17 protein-coding genes and 1 pseudogene are annotated in these 17,897 nt (G+C 66.1%); 11 read left to right on the plus strand and 7 right to left on the minus strand.

Translation table 11 applies throughout. The features are described 5' to 3' along the window. The first annotated feature begins 7 nt into the window (after positions 1-7). The 3 genes from AC5P5X_RS05480 (at position 8) to AC5P5X_RS05490 (ending at position 5,115) form a co-directional block, all read left to right on the plus strand. On the plus strand, positions 8-1,099 hold the full coding sequence (locus AC5P5X_RS05480; RefSeq protein WP_220084294.1) for a homocysteine S-methyltransferase family protein: 1,092 nt from the start codon (positions 8-10) through the stop codon (positions 1,097-1,099). A gap of 57 nt (positions 1,100-1,156) precedes the next feature. Beyond that, positions 1,157-3,841, plus strand: coding sequence for a methionine synthase (metH, locus tag AC5P5X_RS05485; protein WP_495215919.1), 2,685 nt, complete (start codon positions 1,157-1,159; stop codon positions 3,839-3,841). Between the two features lie 86 nt (positions 3,842-3,927). Further along, complete coding sequence (locus AC5P5X_RS05490; protein WP_062607387.1) at positions 3,928-5,115, plus strand: MFS transporter; 1,188 nt, start codon at positions 3,928-3,930, stop codon at positions 5,113-5,115. A 48-nt stretch (positions 5,116-5,163) separates the two neighbouring features. On the opposite strand, the gene AC5P5X_RS05495 is transcribed toward AC5P5X_RS05490, so the two are convergent. The 5 genes from AC5P5X_RS05495 to AC5P5X_RS05515 all read right to left on the minus strand — a co-directional run bounded on the left by AC5P5X_RS05495 (position 5,164) and on the right by AC5P5X_RS05515 (position 9,124). Further along, positions 5,164-5,844: a DUF2058 domain-containing protein gene (locus AC5P5X_RS05495; RefSeq protein ID WP_005410255.1), complete on the minus strand. Its 681-nt coding sequence runs from the start codon at positions 5,842-5,844 to the stop codon at positions 5,164-5,166. Between the two features lie 10 nt (positions 5,845-5,854). Beyond that, complete coding sequence (locus tag AC5P5X_RS05500) at positions 5,855-6,097, minus strand: SlyX family protein (RefSeq protein WP_005410256.1); 243 nt, start codon at positions 6,095-6,097, stop codon at positions 5,855-5,857. Continuing rightward, positions 6,090-7,439 (minus strand): UDP-glucose dehydrogenase family protein, encoded by a 1,350-nt coding sequence (locus AC5P5X_RS05505; RefSeq protein WP_005410257.1) that lies wholly within the window; start codon positions 7,437-7,439, stop codon positions 6,090-6,092. Before AC5P5X_RS05505 ends, AC5P5X_RS05500 begins: the two co-directional genes overlap by 8 nt. A gap of 23 nt (positions 7,440-7,462) precedes the next feature. Further along, entirely contained in the window at positions 7,463-8,440 is a 978-nt protein-coding gene (locus AC5P5X_RS05510) for an FKBP-type peptidyl-prolyl cis-trans isomerase (RefSeq protein WP_005413927.1), read from the minus strand. Positions 8,441-8,536: 96 nt separating this feature from the next. Further along, a complete protein-coding gene (locus AC5P5X_RS05515; protein WP_032966917.1) occupies positions 8,537-9,124 on the minus strand; it encodes a glutathione peroxidase in 588 nt (195 codons plus the stop codon). A gap of 365 nt (positions 9,125-9,489) precedes the next feature. Between AC5P5X_RS05515 and AC5P5X_RS05520 the strand changes: the two genes are divergently transcribed. From AC5P5X_RS05520 to AC5P5X_RS05550, 7 genes and pseudogenes are all read left to right on the plus strand, one after another. Next, entirely contained in the window at positions 9,490-9,726 is a 237-nt protein-coding gene (locus AC5P5X_RS05520) for a hypothetical protein (protein ID WP_062607391.1), read from the plus strand. A 2-nt stretch (positions 9,727-9,728) separates the two neighbouring features. Further along, positions 9,729-10,088, plus strand: a complete 360-nt coding sequence (locus tag AC5P5X_RS05525; protein ID WP_005410261.1) for a GntR family transcriptional regulator — start codon at positions 9,729-9,731, stop codon at positions 10,086-10,088. Then, positions 10,088-10,963 carry an ABC transporter ATP-binding protein gene (locus AC5P5X_RS05530; protein ID WP_005410262.1) on the plus strand — a complete coding sequence of 292 codons (876 nt, stop codon included), beginning with the start codon at positions 10,088-10,090 and terminating at the stop codon, positions 10,961-10,963. Before AC5P5X_RS05525 ends, AC5P5X_RS05530 begins: the two co-directional genes overlap by 1 nt. Further along, complete coding sequence (locus tag AC5P5X_RS05535) at positions 10,960-11,988, plus strand: ABC-2 transporter permease (protein ID WP_049459368.1); 1,029 nt, start codon at positions 10,960-10,962, stop codon at positions 11,986-11,988. Before AC5P5X_RS05530 ends, AC5P5X_RS05535 begins: the two co-directional genes overlap by 4 nt. Before the next feature lie 25 nt (positions 11,989-12,013). Then, a pseudogene (locus AC5P5X_RS05540) lies at positions 12,014-12,900 on the plus strand (GIN domain-containing protein). Between the two features lie 30 nt (positions 12,901-12,930). Then, positions 12,931-13,542 (plus strand): YggN family protein, encoded by a 612-nt coding sequence (locus AC5P5X_RS05545; protein WP_005413931.1) that lies wholly within the window; start codon positions 12,931-12,933, stop codon positions 13,540-13,542. A 100-nt stretch (positions 13,543-13,642) separates the two neighbouring features. Beyond that, a complete protein-coding gene (locus tag AC5P5X_RS05550; protein ID WP_005413932.1) occupies positions 13,643-14,068 on the plus strand; it encodes a hypothetical protein in 426 nt (141 codons plus the stop codon). Between the two features lie 103 nt (positions 14,069-14,171). Here AC5P5X_RS05550 and AC5P5X_RS05555 read toward each other — a convergent pair whose 3' ends face one another. Then, entirely contained in the window at positions 14,172-15,599 is a 1,428-nt protein-coding gene (locus AC5P5X_RS05555) for a class II fumarate hydratase (RefSeq protein WP_099473788.1), read from the minus strand. Positions 15,600-15,892: 293 nt separating this feature from the next. Here AC5P5X_RS05555 and purB point away from each other — a divergent pair, with 293 nt between their 5' ends. Further along, positions 15,893-17,260, plus strand: a complete 1,368-nt coding sequence (gene purB / locus AC5P5X_RS05560) for an adenylosuccinate lyase (RefSeq protein ID WP_049403132.1) — start codon at positions 15,893-15,895, stop codon at positions 17,258-17,260. Between the two features lie 501 nt (positions 17,261-17,761). Here purB and AC5P5X_RS05565 read toward each other — a convergent pair. After that, positions 17,762-17,897: integrase core domain-containing protein (locus tag AC5P5X_RS05565; RefSeq protein WP_224481892.1), on the minus strand; the 136-nt coding region annotated here is incomplete at its 5' end.

Genomic DNA, 17,897 nt, shown 5'->3' on the forward strand with positions numbered 1-17,897 from the left:
GACCGCCATGCCTGCCCTGCCCTGGTTGCATCCTGATCGTGCCAACGCCCTGCTCGACGCCCTGCGCGAGCGGATCCTGATCATCGACGGCGCGATGGGTACGATGATCCAGCGCCATGGCCTGCAGGAAGACGATTACCGTGGCGAGCGCTTCGCCGATGGCTACGACCATCTGCATGGCCCCGGCTGCGATCACGCAACACCGGAAGGCCATGACCTGAAGGGCAACAACGACCTGCTGCTGCTGACCCGGCCGCAGATCATCGCCGACATCCACACCGCCTACCTGGAAGCGGGCGCGGATCTGGTCGAGACCAACACCTTCAACGCCACGTCGGTCAGCCAGGCCGACTACCACCTCGAACACCTGGTGTACGAATTGAACAAGGCCGGTGCCGCAGTTGCGCGAACCTGCTGTGATGCAGTGGCTGCGACCACGCCGGGCAAGCCCCGCTTCGTGATCGGGGTGATCGGCCCCACCAGCCGCACCGCCTCGATCAGTCCCGACGTCAATGATCCGGGCTTCCGCAACACCAGCTTCGACGAGCTGCGCGACACCTACCGCGAAGCGATCGAGGGCCTGATCGACGGCGGTGCCGACACCCTCATGGTCGAGACCATCTTCGACACGCTCAACGCCAAGGCGGCGCTGTATGCGCTGGAAGAGGCTTTTGATGCGCGTGGCGCGCGCTTGCCGGTGATGATCTCCGGCACCATCACCGACGCGTCCGGACGCACCCTGTCCGGGCAGACTGCGGAAGCCTTCCATGCCTCGCTGGCGCATGCTCGGCCGCTGTCGATCGGGCTGAACTGCGCGCTGGGCGCCGATGCGATGCGACCGCACGTGGAAACCCTTGCGCAGGTCGCCGACTGCTACGTCAGCGCACACCCCAATGCCGGTCTGCCCAATGCCTTCGGCGAGTATGACGAGACGCCGGAGGACATGGCCAGCACCCTGCGAGGCTTCGCCGAAGATGGCCTGCTGAACCTGGTCGGCGGCTGCTGCGGCTCCACGCCCGACCATATCCGCGCCATTGCCGCGGCTGTGACCGGGCTGCCGCCGCGCGCACTGCCCGGCACCCGGGAGCAGGCCGCATGAATGTCGCCGCCACCGTTCCGCACTTCCCGCCCTATTGCTGCTGAGCCGACGCCTGCCATGACGCCTGTCCGCCCTACCCGCCTGTCCGGCCTGGAACCCCTGGTCATCACCCCGGACCTGCTGTTCATCAACGTCGGCGAACGCGCCAACGTGACCGGCAGCGCGCAGTTCCGCAAGCTGATCAAGGAAGGCCGCTACGAAGAAGCGGTGGACGTGGCCCGCCAGCAGGTGGCAAGCGGCGCGCAGATCCTCGACGTCAACATGGACGAGGGCCTGATCGATTCGGAAGCGGCGATGACCCGCTACCTCAACCTGATCATGTCCGAGCCGGACATCGCCCGCATCCCGGTGATGGTCGACTCCTCCAAGTGGAGCGTGATCGAGGCCGGCCTGAAGTGCCTGCAGGGCAAGAGCGTGGTCAACTCGATCTCGCTGAAGGAAGGCGAGGCACTGTTCCGCGAGCACGCGCGCAAGGTCCTGCGCTACGGTGCTGCCGCGGTGGTGATGGCCTTCGATGAAAGCGGGCAGGCCGATACCTGCGCGCGCAAGGTCGAGATCTGCACCCGCGCCTACCGCATCCTGGTCGACGAGATCGGCTTCCCGCCGCAGGACATCATCTTCGATCCGAACATCTTCGCCGTCGCCACCGGCATCGAAGAACATGACAACTATGCGGTGGACTTCATCGAAGCCACCCGCATCATCAAGCAGACGCTGCCGCACTGCCACGTCTCCGGTGGTGTCTCCAACGTCTCGTTCTCGTTCCGCGGCAACGAAACGGTGCGCCAGGCCATCCATTCGGTGTTCCTGTACCACGCCATCGCCGCCGGCATGGACATGGGCATCGTCAATGCCGGTGCCATGCCGATCTACGATGAGCTGGAGCCGGAGCTGCGTGAGCGCGTGGAGGATGTGATCCTCAACCGCCGCAGCGATGCCACCGAACGCCTGCTGGAGATCGCCGAGCGCTACAAGGGCAGGAAGGGTGCGGCGAAGACCGAAGACCTGGCCTGGCGCGACAAGCCGGTGGCGCAGCGCCTGGCGCATGCACTGGTGCACGGCCTGGATGCCTTTGTCGAGGAAGACACCGAGCTGGCCCGGCAGGCCTCCAGCCGCCCGCTGGACGTGATCGAAGGCCCGCTGATGGACGGCATGAACATCGTCGGTGACCTGTTCGGCGCCGGCAAGATGTTCCTGCCGCAGGTGGTGAAATCCGCGCGTGTGATGAAGAAGGCCGTGGCCTACCTGCTGCCGTACATCGAGGCGGAGAAGGCGCGCAGCGGCGACACTGCCAAGAGCAACGGCAAGATCATCATGGCCACGGTGAAGGGCGATGTGCATGACATCGGCAAGAACATCGTCGGCGTGGTCCTGGCCTGCAACAACTTCGAGGTGGTCGACCTTGGCGTGATGGTGCCGGCGCAGAAGATCCTCGATGCCGCGCGCGAGCACAACGCCGACCTGATCGGCCTGTCCGGTCTGATCACTCCCTCGCTGGAGGAGATGAGCCACGTCGCCCGCGAGATGGAGCGCCAGGGTTTCAATCTGCCGCTGCTGATCGGCGGCGCCACCACCTCGCGCGCGCACACCGCGTTGAAGATCGACCCGCACTACAAAGCGCCTACGGTGTGGGTGAAGGACGCCTCGCGCGCGGTCGGCGTGGCCCAGTCGCTGATCTCGCGCGACCTGCGCGAAGCCTTCGTTGCCGCCAACGAGGCCGACTATGCCGAGATCCGGGCACGGCACCGCAATCGTGGCGATGCCAAGCGCCTGGTGTCGCTGGAACATGCACGCGGGCAGAAGTTCCAGGGCGACTGGGGGAACTACACGCCGCCCGCACCGAAGCAGCCGGGCCTGCACGTCTTCGATGACTATCCGCTGGCCGAGCTGGTCGAGTACATCGACTGGACGCCGTTCTTCCAGGCCTGGGAGCTTGCCGGCAAGTTCCCGGCGATCCTCACCGACGAGATCGTCGGCAGCCAGGCCAGCGAGCTTTACCGCGATGCCCGCGCGATGCTCGACCGCATCGTCGGCGAGAAGTGGCTGACCGCCAAGGCCGTGTTCGGCCTGTGGCCGGCCAACAGCGTCGGCGACGACGTGCGCGTGCAGCACCCACAGGGCGAGACCACCCTGCACTTCCTGCGCCAGCAGGTGGACAAGCCGGCCGAGCGCCCGGATTTCTGCCTGGCCGATTTCATCGCCCCGACCGACAGCGGCAGGCAGGACTGGATCGGCGCGTTCGCGGTCACCGCCGGCATCGGCATCGATGCCCACGTGGCGCGCTTCGAAGCCGAGCATGACGACTACAACGCGATCCTGCTGAAGGCGCTGGCCGACCGCTTCGCCGAAGCCCTGGCCGAGCGCCTGCATCAGCGCGTACGCACGGAATTCTGGGGTTATGACCAGGCCGAGACGCTGGACAACGACGCCCTGATCGATGAGCAGTACCGTGGCATCCGCCCCGCCCCCGGCTATCCGGCGTGCCCCGAGCACAGCGAGAAGCGGCGCCTGTTCGATCTGCTGCGGGCCGAGGCCAACGCCGGCATGGAACTGACCGAGAGCTTTGCGATGCTTCCGACCGCCGCAGTGTCGGGCTACTACTTCAGTCATCCGCAAAGCCAGTACTTCGTGGTCGGGCGCCTCAGCCGCGAGCAGGTCACCGACTACGCCCGGCGCAAGGGCGTGGAGCGCGCCCAGGCCGAGCGCTGGCTGGCCTCCAACCTCGACTACGATCCCGAATGACACAGAATGGGGACGGAGGGGATCAAGTCGCTTGTGGCACAAATGACTTGATCCCCTCCGTCCCCTTTTTGCTTCATCATTCCGCGATGACCGTTCCCGTTGCCCGTCTTTCCAGCTTCTACCTGTTCTATTACGCGGCGCTGGGCGCGTTCACTCCGTACTGGAGCCTGTTCCTCACTGCACGCGGGATGAGCGTGACCGCCATCAGCGTGATGATGGGGCTGTGGTATGCCACACGCGTGGTTGCACCCAGTGCCTGGACCTCGCTGGCAGCCACCTCACCGCGGCCGATCCGACTGTTGCGCATCGGCTGCGTACTGACCCTGATCAGCTTCGCCGCATTCCTGCTGCCTCTGCCGCAGCCATGGATGTATCCGGCGATGATCGTGTTCTGCTTCTTCTACAACGCGGTGATGCCGCAGTTCGAGTCGATCACCCTCACCCATCTCGGCAGCGACAGCCACCGCTACGGCCTGATCCGGGTCTGGGGTTCGCTTGGGTTCATCGCCATCGTCACCCTGTTCGGCTGGCTGATCGAAGGTGACGGCACCGCCGGCCGCGCCGGGCTGCTGCCCTGGATGATGCTGCCGCTGTTCGTCCTGCTGGTCGCCTCGGCCTTCAGCAACCACTACGCACGCGACATCGGCAGGACCGGCGGCGATGCCAGCGGCTTCTGGCAGATCGTGCGCCGCCCGCCGGTGCTGGCGTTCTTCCTGGCCGCTTTCATGGAGCAGCTCTCGTTCGGCCCGTACTACACCTTCTTCTCGGTCTACATGGACCACCACGGCTATCGCACATCCACGCTCGGCCTGCTCTGGACCATCGGCGTGGTGTTCGAAGTGGGCGTGTTCTTCACCATCGGCCGTTTCTTCCGCCGCTATGACGCCAGCTGGATGCTGCTGATCGCCCTGGTCAGCTCCTGCCTGCGCTGGGCGGTGACCGCGCTGTTCCCGGAAAACCTGCCGGTGATGCTGCTGGCGCAGACCGCGCACGCGCTGGGCTTTGCCGCGTTCTTCGCCGCGGCGATGCAGATGCTGGCGATCTACTTCCCCGGACGCCTCAATGGCCATGGCCAGGGCCTGCTGTACGGTTTCTCGTCCGGTGTCGGCGGCGTGCTGGGCGCGCTCATCGCCGGCCAATTGTGGAAGATCGACGAGGGACGCACGGCCTTCCTCGCAGGTAGCGGATTCGCTCTGGTCGGCGCACTGCTGTGCTTCTTCGCGCTGAGCCTGCCGTTGATCCGTGCACGCCACAGCACTGCGCGCGTCCGGTAACGAAAACGCCGGGCAATGCCCGGCGTTTTCATCGTGCAGCAGGTGCAGTTACCAGACCAGGTCGTCCGGTACCTGGTACTGCGGGTCCGCGTAGGGATCTTCCTCGGCCGGCGCGTTCGGGTCGACCTTCAGTGCCACCGATGCGGCAAACACCGCTTCGGACTGTGCCAGCACTTCGGCGGTCACCAGCAGGTAACGGCCATTGAGCTGGACCACGCCCAGCTCACCGGCATTGAGCGCGGTCAGCTGTTCGGCGGTCACGTAGATGCGCTTGATCTTGCCGCCATACGGGAAGTGGCGAGCGATATCAGCCGCCTCGGAGTTCAGGCCCTTGTCCTTCAGCAGTTCTTCCAGCTTGGCCTTCGCCTCGCGGCGCACGCGTGCTTCTTCCTGCTTCAGGCGCTCGGTCTCGATGCGCTCTTCCTTCTCACGCTGCGCACGGATGGCATAGGCCTTGGCTAGATCCATCTCTTCGGCGCTGCGCGGCTTGCGCGGGCCCTGCTGGCCCGGGCCACGCGACTGGCCGGGCCTGCCCGGGCCACCGTGGCCATGCCCGCGACGCTCACCGGGCTTGTGCTCGCCCTTGCCAGCGCCCTGCGGCTTTCCATTGCCGTTGCCACCCTTGCCCTGCGGGCGGCCATCACGGCGGGGGCCATCATTCTTGCGCTCGGGCTTGGGCGCGGGCTTGAAGCCCAGGCCCATCAGCTGGTCGCGGAGGGTATCGCTCATAGGATTCGGATCAGTAGTGCGGCGGCGGCGGTTCGCTCGCCGGATCGGAAGAATTCAGTGCGTTGCGGACCTTGCCCAGGTCCTCCAGCAGCACACGCAACACGTCGGCATTGCGCATGCCCTGCATGCGGGCATCGGCCAGCGCATCGCTCAATTCGGCAAGCGCCTGTTCCTGGAAGGACACGCGCATTTCCAGTTCGACCAGGCGCGCTTCCAGCGCCTGCTCCCGTTCGGTCGGCAGCAGGTCAGACATGCAGCGAACGCCCCCGGCCAATGCCGTAGTACGCCAGGCCAGCAGCTTCCACTTCGGCAGGATCGTACAGATTGCGCCCATCGAACACCGCCGCGTCCTTCAGCTGCTCGCGCAGCTTCTGGAAGTCGGGGCTGCGGAACTGCTTCCACTCGGTGACCACCACCAGCGCGTCGGCCCCTTCGAGGGCCTCATCAGCACTGCTGCAGAACACCAGGTCATCGCGCTCGCCGAAGATGCGCTGCGATTCATGCATCGCTTCCGGATCATAGGCACGCACCGTGGCACCGCCTTCCCACAGCTGCGCCAGCAGGCGACGGCTGGAGGCTTCACGCATGTCGTCGGTATTCGGCTTGAAGGCCAGGCCCCACACGGCAAAGGTCCTGCCACGCACGCCTTCGTCCTCGCCCTTGTCGTAATGACGCTGGATGAGGGCGAACAGGTGGCCCTTCTGCGCATCGTTGACCGCTTCCACCGCGTTCAGCAGCTTCGGCTCAAGACCATGCTGCTGGGCGGTGCGGGCCAGCGCCTGCACGTCCTTGGGGAAGCAGGAGCCACCGTAGCCGGCGCCCGGGTAGATGAAGTGCCAGCCGATGCGCGGGTCCGAGCCGATACCCTGGCGGACCTGCTCGACGTCGGCACCGACGCGCTCGGCGATGTTTGCGATTTCGTTCATGAACGAAATCTTGGTCGCCAGCATCGCGTTCGCCGCGTACTTGGTCAGCTCGGCCGAGCGCACGTCCATTTCCACCACGCGGTCGTGGTTGCGGTTGAACGGCGCATACAGACGACGCATCACCGCGACCGACTCCTCGCTGGTCGCACCAATGATGATGCGGTCCGGGCGCATGCAGTCGGCGACCGCGTCGCCTTCCTTCAGGAATTCCGGGTTGGACACCACGTCAAAGGTGATGTCCGCGCCACGCGCGGCAAGTTCTTCAGCAATGGCCGCACGCACCTTGTCGGCGGTGCCGACCGGCACCGTCGACTTGTTGACCACCACGGTCGGCACGCTCATGTGCCGGCCAATGGTACGGGCCACGGCCAGTACGTACTGCAGGTCAGCGCTGCCGTCCTCGTCCGGCGGCGTGCCGACGGCGATGAACACCACCTGGCCATGCGCGATCGCGGACGCGGCATCGGTGGTGAATGCCAGCCGCGACGCGGCGTGGTTGGCCTTCACCATCGGCTCCAGGCCGGGCTCATAGATCGGGATGATGCCCTGGTTGAGGCCATCCACCTTGGCCTGGTCGATATCGACGCAGACCACCTGATGACCGACATCGGCCAGGCAGGTACCGGTCACCAGACCTACATAACCGGTACCGAAAATCGCAACGCGCATGTCCGTGCAGGCTCCGTGGTGGCTTACGGCAGGACGCCCAGCAGCTCGACGTCGAACGTCAGAGTCGCGTTCGGGCCGATCGGGCCACCCGGCGTACCGTTCTCGCCATAAGCCAGATTGCCCGGGATCCAGAAGCGGTACTTCGAACCGACCGGCATCAGCGCAACGCCCTCGGTCCAGCCCTTGATCACCTGGTCCAGGCCGAACTCGGCCGGCTGACGACCATAGGAGCTGTCGAACACGGTGCCGTTGAGCAGCTTGCCTTCATAGTTCACGCGCACCTTGCTGCTCGGCAGCGGGCGCTCGCCGCTACCCGGGCGGATGACCTGGTACTGCAGGCCCGAGGCCGTCGTCACGACGCCCGGCTGGGTCTTGTTCTTGGCCAGGAAGGCATTGCCTTCTTCGCGGTTGGTCTGCGCAGCAGCGGCAGCCTTGGCCTGCATTTCAGCCTGCTTGCTGCCCATGAAGGCCTGGATGGTGGCGGTCGCGTCAGCTTCCGTCATCTTCGGCTGGCCCTTGGTCAGGCCGGTGCTGATCGCGTCAAACAGCGAGGCAACATCGATGTCGTCCTTCAGCTGCGCCAGCGACGGGCCCACAGAGTAGGAACCGATCATCTGCGACACCTTGACGCGGTCGACCTTCGGCGGCTGCGAACCCGGCGCCATGCCCGGCACCTGCTGGCCGCTGCGGGCCATCACGACCTGGCGCAGGGCCGCGTCGGTGGCCTTGGCCTGTTCCTGGGTGATCTGCGGCTGCAGGCCTTCGAACGAACGCTCCACGGCGGTGCGCAGCGCGGCCACGTCGATCTCATCGGCGATCGGGGTGAACGACTTGGCCACGTCCAGGCCGATGGCGTAGCCGAGCTTCTGCTTGGGGGAATTCAAGGTTGCGGTCTCCTTGGCGGCTGCGGGGGCAGCCGATTGTTGCGACAGAGCGACACCTGAAGTGCCCATCGCCAGAATCAGAACCGACGCCGCGGCGCCGCGCATTCCCATCTTCATTCGCTGCATTCCTGGAAGTGTCTGGGCGCCGACGTCGGCGCGAAAAGAAGCATTGTCGCACGCATGCCGTCGATGTCGAGGCATCCGTGCCGGATATCAATGTGCGGCCGCTGCGGCCAGCGCCTTGTCGATGGCCGCAGTCAGCTGCGGATCATCCGGCGTCACCTTGCTGGCGAACTGGGCGATGACCTTGCCATCGCGGCCGACCAGGTACTTGTGGAAATTCCAGCCCGGGGCCACGCCGGTGGCCGCGGTCAACCGTTGATAGAGCGGCGTCGCCTCCGCACCGACCACGTGCACCTTCTCGAACATCGGGAACTTGACCCCGTAGGTGAGCGTGCAGAAATCCTGGATCTGCTTCTCGTCACCGGGCTCCTGGCCCTTGAAATCGTTGGACGGGAAGCCGAGCACGGCAAAACCTCGGCCGGCATAGCGCTTCTGCAGCGCCTCCAAGCCTTCGTACTGAGGGGTATAGCCGCACTTGCTTGCGGTATTGACCACCAGCAGCACCTGTCCGTGGTAGCGCTGCTGCAGGTTGACCTGCTGCTTGCTGGCCAGCGGGCGGTAGTCGAGGTCGAGAAGATCGGCCGCCAGCACGTGGGTGGAACCGGCCAGGCCGGCTACCAGCAGGGTCAGCAGGGACAGGCCGCGCAGGCGGCGCGGCATAACGGTCGGCAAAGGCATCGAGAGCAGTCCGCGGTGGCCATTCACAGGGCCGGCCGGTAGCGGCCGGAGTCGGCCGAACTATAGCACCGGGCCCCCTTCCCCCTTGCTGCAAGGGGCGCCTGTGGCTTTGCGCGGCGTGGCGCTTTCCTGCACGACCCGCCAGCAACGGCGCAGTAATGACATAGCATGGACAACGCTGAATGGAAGGCGGGCCTGGGTCGGCCCGCGCCAGAACCGGATTTCCCTTCCGAATCAATCGGATAAACGGATATTTCAGCGATTTGACCACCCCTGCCATCAGTTGGGGACGGCAAGGGGTTGCACGTAGGCGTGCCGGTGTTATAGTTGCATACAACACCAGTCACCTGAGACAGGGGGAAGCCATGAACGCCCGGATCCGTCGCAACCTCACCGCACCCGCGGCCGCTGCTGTTTCGACCCTGATCGTGCTGGCCTGGCTGGCCACGCCCACCGCCCCCGCCTCGTCCGACAGTGCGCAGGATGCAATCGCTACACCGGCCGGGAACGCCGATTCCTCCCCCCCTCCCCCGCGTCGGCTGCACAGCTCCCTGTCCATGCCGTATTTCTCGTTCGCCCAGCCGCTGACCCCACGGAGCTGAATATGAGCGACATCCAGTGGAGCGACGGCGCTCCCATCTACCGTCAGTTGAAGGAGCGCGTGATCGCCATGATGCTCGACGGAATCCTCAAGCCGGGCGATGCCCTGCCTTCGGTGCGCCAGGTGGCCGCCGATTACCAACTGAACCCCATCACCGTTTCGCGCGCTTACCAGGAACTGGCCGACGAAGGTCTGGTCGAAAAGCGCCGCGGGCTGGGCATGTTCATGACCGAGCAGGCCGCCACGCAGCTGCGCAGCAGCGAGCGCGAGCGCTTCCTCAATGAAGAATGGCCGGCCGTGCTGGAGCGCATCCAGCGCCTGGGCCTGAGCCTCGACGAATTGCTGCCCCAGGGGAAAGTCTGATGAATAGCACCGCAAGCGAACCGGTCATCACCGCCCGCGGCCTGCGCAAGGCCTACAAGTCCACCGTTGCCCTCGACAGTGCCAGCTTCAGCATTCCGAGCGGGCGCATCGTCGGCCTGATCGGTCCCAATGGCGCCGGCAAGACCACCGCGCTGAAGGCCATTCTTGGCCTCACCTCGGTGGAAGGTGAGTTGAGCGTGCTCGGGCGCGACCCGCGGCTGCACCGCGACGAACTGATGAACGACATCTGCTTCATCGCCGACGTCGCCGTGCTGCCGCGCTGGCTGAAGGTGCGCGAAGCCATCGATTTCGTCGCCGGCGTGCATCCGCGCTTCGACCGCGCCCGCTGCGAGCGCTTCCTGGCCAACACCAAGCTGCAGCCGAAGCAGCGCGTGCGCGAGCTGTCCAAGGGCATGATCGTGCAGCTGCACCTGGCACTGGTGATGGCCATCGATGCCCGCATCCTGGTACTGGACGAGCCCACCCTGGGCCTGGACATCCTGTACCGCAAGGAGTTCTACCAGCGCCTGCTGGAAGACTATTTCGACGAGCAGAAGACCATCATCGTCACCACCCACCAGGTGGAAGAGATCGAGCACATCCTCAGCGACGTCATGTTCATCCGTGATGGCCGCATCGTGCTCGATGCGGAAATGGACGAGGTCGGCCAGCGTTACACCGAACTGCTGGTCAACGCCGACCAGCTGGAGACCGCGCGCGCCCTGAAGCCGATCGACGAACGCAGCCTGGCGTTCGGCAAGACCGTGATGCTGTTCGACGGCGTACCGCGCGCCCAGCTTTCCACCCTTGGCGAGACCCGCAGCCCGGGCCTGGCCGACCTGTTCGTCGCCGTCATGAAGGGGACCTACGCATGAATGCCGTCAACCATCCCGTCAGCCCCCTCGGCACGCTGCGCTGGCTGCTCAAGCGCGAGTACTGGGAAAACCGCGGCGGTTTCCTGTATGCCCCGCTGATCGCCGGCCTGATCTCGCTGGTGATGAGCACCGTCGGCATCGCCTTCGGCCTGTTCGCGCTGAACCGCGCGGCGCGCAACGGTGCGCTGCATGTCGATGGCGAGAGCGTGAACGTCAATGGCCTGGACCTGGCGCTGCTCACCCGCAACATCGACGGCAAGGACCTTGCCGACCTCGGTAACGGCCTTGACCTGACTCTGGTGCTCAGCTCGGCATGGCCGTTCCTGGTGCTGGCCTTCGTGGTGTTCTTCTATTGCCTCGGCGCCCTGTACGACGACCGCCGCGACCGCAGCATCCTGTTCTGGAAGTCTTTGCCGCTGTCCGATACCCAGACCGTGCTGTCCAAGGTCATCAGCGCACTGATCGTGGCACCGCTGATCGCGGTGATTGCCGGCATCATCACCATGTTCGGCTTCATGCTGATCATCAGCATCGTCGCGCTGATGCACGGTGGCAGCCCGATGGCGCTGATCTGGGGGCCCGCCAGCCCGTTGACCCTGGCCGCTGGCCACCTGAGCTGGATTCCGGTCTACGCGCTTTGGGCCCTGCCCACTGCAGGGTGGCTGCTGCTGTGCTCGGCCTGGGCCAAGAGCAAGCCGTTCCTGTGGGCGGTGATGCTGCCACTGTTTGCCGGCGTCATCGTCAGCACCACCAAGATCATGCCGCTGTTCGGCCTGACCACCGGCTGGTTCTGGCAGAACATCGTCGGCCGCCTGCTGCTGGGCGGCGTGCCCGGCATGGACCTGCTGTACCGCCTCGGCGCAGGTGAAGGTTCGCGCCGCGACCTGGATTCGGTGGTCAGCCTGATGTCCCCCGCCTCGCAGCTGAAGTCGCTGGCGATGCCGGAGCTGTGGATCGGTGCGGCCGTCGGGGCACTGTTCATCTTCCTCGCCATCCGCCTGCGCAAGCGCGCCGGCGAGATCTGATTCCATCCACCCGGAGGCACCACCCATGCGTTCTTTGCTCGCCTGTTCTGCGTTGTTGCTGTTGCCGTTGTCGGCGCTGGCCGCCGATGCTCCGAATTGCAAGTTCACTGCCGCCCGGCACTGAAGCTGGACGTGGCCGGTGCCAAGACGGTGGTGTTCGAGGTCAACCAGCATGACCTGAAGGTGGTCGCCAGCGCTGGCGGCGGCCAGCTGGACGGCCGCGCCTGCGCGTCCAGCCAGGAATGGCTGGACCAGCTGGTACTGGACCAGCGCAAGGTGGGCGACAAGCTGGTGGTGAGCCTGCGCCGCGACGGCCGCCAAAGCGGCATCAGCCTGGGCAACAGCTACGCCTGGCTGGATATCCGTGGCAGCGTGCCGGACAACCTGCCGCTGCAGTTCAAGGTCGGCTCGGGTGACGCCAGCGTGGAAAACGCACAGTCGCTCAGCGTGGACGTCGGCTCCGGTGACGCGGTGGCCCGCGGTACCCGTGGCAGCATCCACGCTGCAGTGGGTTCCGGCGACCTCAACATCGATGGCGGCAGTTCGCTGAATCTGCTGTCGCTGGGTTCGGGCGACGTCAATGCCCGCAACATCGGCGGCGATGCCATCACCGGCACTGTCGGTTCGGGTGACCTGAAGATCACCGATGTGCGTGGCAACACACGCCTGGATACGGTCGGCTCCGGCGACATCGAGTTCAAGCGCGTGCAGGGCAGCGTCGAAGTCGGCGTGGTCGGCTCCGGTGGCATCGATCTGGCCGATATCGGCGGCAACGTGCATGTGCGCAGCCACGGCTCGGGCGACATCCAGGTGGACGGCGTACGCGGCAGCCTGACCATCGATCACAGCGGCAGCGGCGATATCGAACACCGCAACGTCAGCGGCCGGGTCACCCTGCCGCGCAGCAAGTAATCCTCTTCCACACACGTCCAGGGGAACATCATGAACCTGTTGCGCCTGCTGCCCGCCACCCTGCTGTGCCTGCCGCTGATCGCCTGTGGTGGCACGTCCTCCGCCCCCGACAAGAGCGTCGGCAAGAGCGTCGCCGAAGCCACCAGCGGCGTCGGCCAGACCGTCAAGGAAGCCATGGACGATGCCCGCAAGGACATCGCCCAGGGCAACATCAAGATCTCGGCCGACAAGCAGCCGCGTGCGGAGATCACGCCGGATGGCCGCCTGCTGATCGCCGGCAAGGAGGTCGCCGCCAACGACGTCCAGCGCCGCCACCTGCAGGAGTACCGCGGTCACGTGGTCGCCGTTGCGATGGCGGGCATGGATGTCGGGCTGGCCGGCGCCAAGCTCGGCGCCAACGCCGCCGGTGAAGCGCTGAAGGGCATCTTCAGCGGCGACAGCGAAGGGGTGGAGAAGCGCATCAACGCCGAAGCCGCCAAGATCGAGGCCCAGGCCAAGCGCATCTGCGATCGCCTGCCGGCGATGCTGGCCAGCCAGCAGGCACTGGCGCGCGAGCTGCCGGCGTTCAAGCCCTACGCGACGATGGACCAGAGCGACGTGGACGACTGCGGCAAGGACAACTCGGTCACGTTCTCCAACTGAGACAAATCGACGCACCCGACCGGCTGCGGCCTTCCGTTGCCGGTCGGGCACTGTCGGCGGGCTTACAATGGGGGCCCCGGATGCCCCCGAACCGAACGCCATGAAGAAGTTGTTCCTGCTGCTGGCCACCCTGCTCTGCCTGGGTCTGGTCGGCTGCGACAAGGATTACCGCAATCACCGCGCCGAGCGCGGCAAGCCCAAGATTTCCGTCAGCGAAGGCATGGTGACCGTGCGCCGCCCGCCGGCACCGAACATCATCATCCTCGGCGACGGCACGATGAAGGTGGACGAGATCCAGATTCCGCTGGACGACGGGCAGAAGCAGATGCTGCAGACGATGTTCGGCAAGCTGCAGGTGCTGCGCCAGAACACGCTGGTGGCCGCACCGGCCGATCCGAACATGCAGCCGGTGAAGATCCAGCCGCCGGAGGGCATGGAGGTGATCCCGGCCGACCTGATCCAGCGCATCCCCGAGTTCAAGGATTACACCGACACCTTCGGCAACATCGTCGCCGACCGTCGCTGAAGAAAAACGCCGCCCGAGGGCGGCGTTCTTCGTTTCCGTAGAGTCGAGCCATGCCCGACTCCGGAACAACCGTCGAGCGTGGCTCGACTCTGCAACCGGCAGATCACCCCCCGGCGCCACCACCGCCAGCCTGGATGCCACCAGCAGTCAGCGCAGTCGGGTCCAGCAGGCGACGCAGCTCGGCCTCGTCAAGCCCGCTGTCTTCCAGCGCCACGTCCAGCACCGGGCGCTGTTCCTTGTAGGCACGCTTGGCAATCGCCGCTGCCTTCTCGTAGCCGATGATCGGGTTCAGCGCGGTGACCAGGATCGGGTTGCGCGCCAGCGCCTCGGCCACGCGGTCCTCGCGCACCTTCAGCCCGGCGATCGCGCTGTCGGCCAGCAGCCTGGACACATTGGCCAGCAGGCCGATGCCATCGAGCAGGTTCACCGCGATCAACGGCAGGGTGACGTTGAGCTGGAAGTTGCCGGTCTGCCCGGCCACGGTGATCGCGGTGTGGTGGCCGATCACCTGCGCGCAGGCCATCACCGTGGCTTCCGGAATGACCGGGTTGACCTTGCCCGGCATGATCGAGCTGCCCGGCTGCAGTGCCGGCAGTTCGATCTCGCCCAGCCCGGCCAGCGGACCGGCATTCATCCAGCGCAGGTCATTGGCGATCTTGATCAGTGCCACGGCCAGCGCATTGAGCTGGCCGGACAGTTCCACCGCATCGTCCTGCGCGGCCAGGCCTTCGAACTTGTTCTCGGCGCTGTCGAACTTGAAACCGGTCTGCTGCTTCAGCGCCTTGGCCACCTGCGCGCCGAAGCGCGGGTCGGCGTTGATGCCGGTACCGATGGCGGTGCCGCCCAGCGGCAACCGGCGCACGCGCTTGAGGCTGTCTTCGATGCGCTCCTGCGCCGAGGCCAGCTGCGCCGACCACGCACCGAATTCCTGCTCGAAGGTGAGCGGCATCGCGTCCATCAGGTGGGTACGGCCGGTCTTGACCACCTTGCGCAGGCTGCGGCCCTTCTTGTCCAGGGTCTTGCGCAGGTGCACCAGCGCCGGCAGCAGCTGCTCGTGCGCCGCCAGCACTGCCGACACCCGCAGCGCAGTCGGAATCACGTCGTTGGAGCTCTGCCCCTGGTTGACGTGGTCATTGGGATGCACGGTGGTCTTGCCCGCCTTGCCGGCACGGTTGGCCAGGGTGGCGATGACCTCGTTGGCATTCATGTTCGACGACGTGCCCGAACCCGTCTGGTAGACATCGATCGGGAACTGCGCGTCCCAGTTGCCGGCGGCCACTTCGGCGGCAGCGGTCTGGATGGCCTTGGCCACGGTCTTCGGCAGGTGGCCCAGCTCCGCGTTGACGCCGGCGGCCGCGCCCTTGACCAGGCCCAGCGCGCGGATGAAACCGCGCGGCATGCGCTGGCCCGACACCGGGAAATTCTGCACGGCGCGCTGGGTCTGCGCGCCCCACAGGGCATCGGCAGGCACCTGCAGCTCGCCCATGCTGTCGTGTTCGATTCTGAAACCCTTGCTTGCAGCTTTGCTCATTGCATCAACTCCGCACTACTTCAGTTGGGGAAAGGGAAGCGGCGGCTGGCAGGGTGTCGCTTCCCGGGCTGGCGGCTGCGGCCACAATACTCCCTTGCCCGCAGCGTGGGATGACGAGGGCGGGCCAGATCGTTCCACCTGCACGGCCGTTCTGCGCGCGCAAGGGTAGTGCCGGCCGCTGGCCGGCAATCCATGCAATCGAGGGCCGGGCGTGGTTGCCGGCCAGCGGCCGGCACTACCTGACCGGCACGTCGTAGAATATGGCCCCCGCCGCTCGTCCCAGCCCTGCCGACATGTCCGATTCCGCCCTGCTCGCCCTGTCCCCGCTCGATGGCCGCTACGCCGGCAAGGTCGACGCCCTGCGCCCGATCTTCTCCGAATACGGCCTGATCAAGGCCCGCATCGTGGTCGAGGTGGAATGGCTGCTGGCGCTGGCCGCCGAACCGGGCATCGTCGAACTGGCGCCGTTCTCCGACGCCGCCGTCGCCCGCCTGCGCGGGTTGGCCGCCCGCTTCAGCCCGGCCCAGGCCGCGCGCGTGAAGGAGATCGAGCGCACCACCAACCATGACGTCAAGGCGGTGGAGTACTTCATCAAGGAACAGCTGAAGGACGACGCCGAGCTGGCTCCGGCGCTGGAATTCGTGCATTTCGCCTGCACCAGCGAAGACATCAACAACCTCAGCTACGGCCTGATGCTGGAACAGGCCCGCCGCGAGGTGCTGCTGCCGACCCTGGACGGCATCGCCACCACGCTGCGCAACCTCGCCCACGCCCAGGCCGGCCAGCCGATGCTGTCGCGCACCCACGGCCAGACCGCCTCGCCGACCACCCTGGGCAAGGAACTGGCCAATGTGGTCGCCCGCCTGGAGCGCCAGCGCCGGCAGATCGCTGCGGTCGAGCTGACCGGCAAGATCAACGGCGCGGTCGGCAACTACAACGCCCACGTGGCCAGCTACCCGGACGTGGACTGGCCGGCCTTCGCCGAGCGCTTCGTGACCGGCCTGGGCCTGGTGTTCAACCCGTACACCACGCAGATCGAGCCGCACGACAATGTTGCCGAGATCGGCGATGCTGCGCGCCGCGCCAACATCATCCTGATCGACCTGGCCCGCGACATCTGGGGCTACATCTCGCTGGGCTACTTCAAGCAGCGGCTGAAGGAAGGCGAAGTCGGCTCGTCGACGATGCCGCACAAGGTCAATCCGATCGATTTCGAGAATGCGGAAGGCAACTTCGGTATCGCCAACGCGCTGTTCGAGCACTTCAGCGCGAAGCTGCCGATCAGCCGCTGGCAGCGTGACCTGACCGATTCCACCGTGCTGCGCGCACTGGGCACCGCGTTCGGCCACAGCCAGGTGGCGCTGGATTCGCTGGCCAAGGGCCTGGGCAAGCTGGAAGTGAACCCGCAGCGCCTGGATGCCGACCTGGACGCGGCCTGGGAAGTGCTGGCCGAGGCCGTGCAGACGGTGATGCGCCGCCACGGCCTGCCGAACCCGTATGAGCAGCTGAAGGCGCTGACCCGCGGCCAGGGCATCACGGCCGAGTCGATGCGTGCGTTCGTGCAGGGGCTCGAGTTGCCGGCGGATGCGAAGCAGCGCCTGCTGGAGATGACCCCGGGCAGCTACACCGGCCTGGCCGAGTCGCTGGCGAAGAAGATTTAAGGGGTTTCCTTTGCGGCGGCGGCCGCGGGCGCTGCCTGCGGCAGGCAACAGCAACAGCAACAGCGATCCAGGCTCTGGGTTGCTGCGGGCGGGGCGGGGCGGGAGGGGCCAGCGGGACACGCCGTGAACCCATCCATGGGGGCTCGATGGCGCCATCCATGGCGCCAACGGTCCCGCTGGCCCCTCCCGCCCCACCTCTGACAGATTTCCGGTGACGGATCGAAGAGCGTGGGGTTGTCGGGACGGAATTTGAAAGAGGGACGCGGCTTCGCCGCGTCCCTCTTTTGTTTTGGCACGAGCAAGCGCAGCGCGCGACCCGCTGTTGCTTTTGCTTTTCTTCTTCCATTCCGTGGCGGGCCGCGCAGGAAACTGCCAGGGGCCGGGCGGGTGGGCTGCGCGGGGGTGTCCGCCGCATGGATGCGGCGGCCAAGCTTACAGGGACGTACTTGCAGCGTCCCGCGCGCAGCCCACCCGCCCGGCCAAGCCCATGAAGCCGGTCGACTAACTGTGTAAACCCACCACGTTGTTCAGCAGGACTCTGGAAATAGGTGGCTGGCCACCGATCCCCATGTGAGGGCGGTGCCAGTTGTAGTGGTGCAGCCATTGGGTCAGCACGGAATTGCGCTGGTCCGAGGAG

Source organism: Stenotrophomonas sp. YJH_SMC_91, from assembly GCF_059368495.1.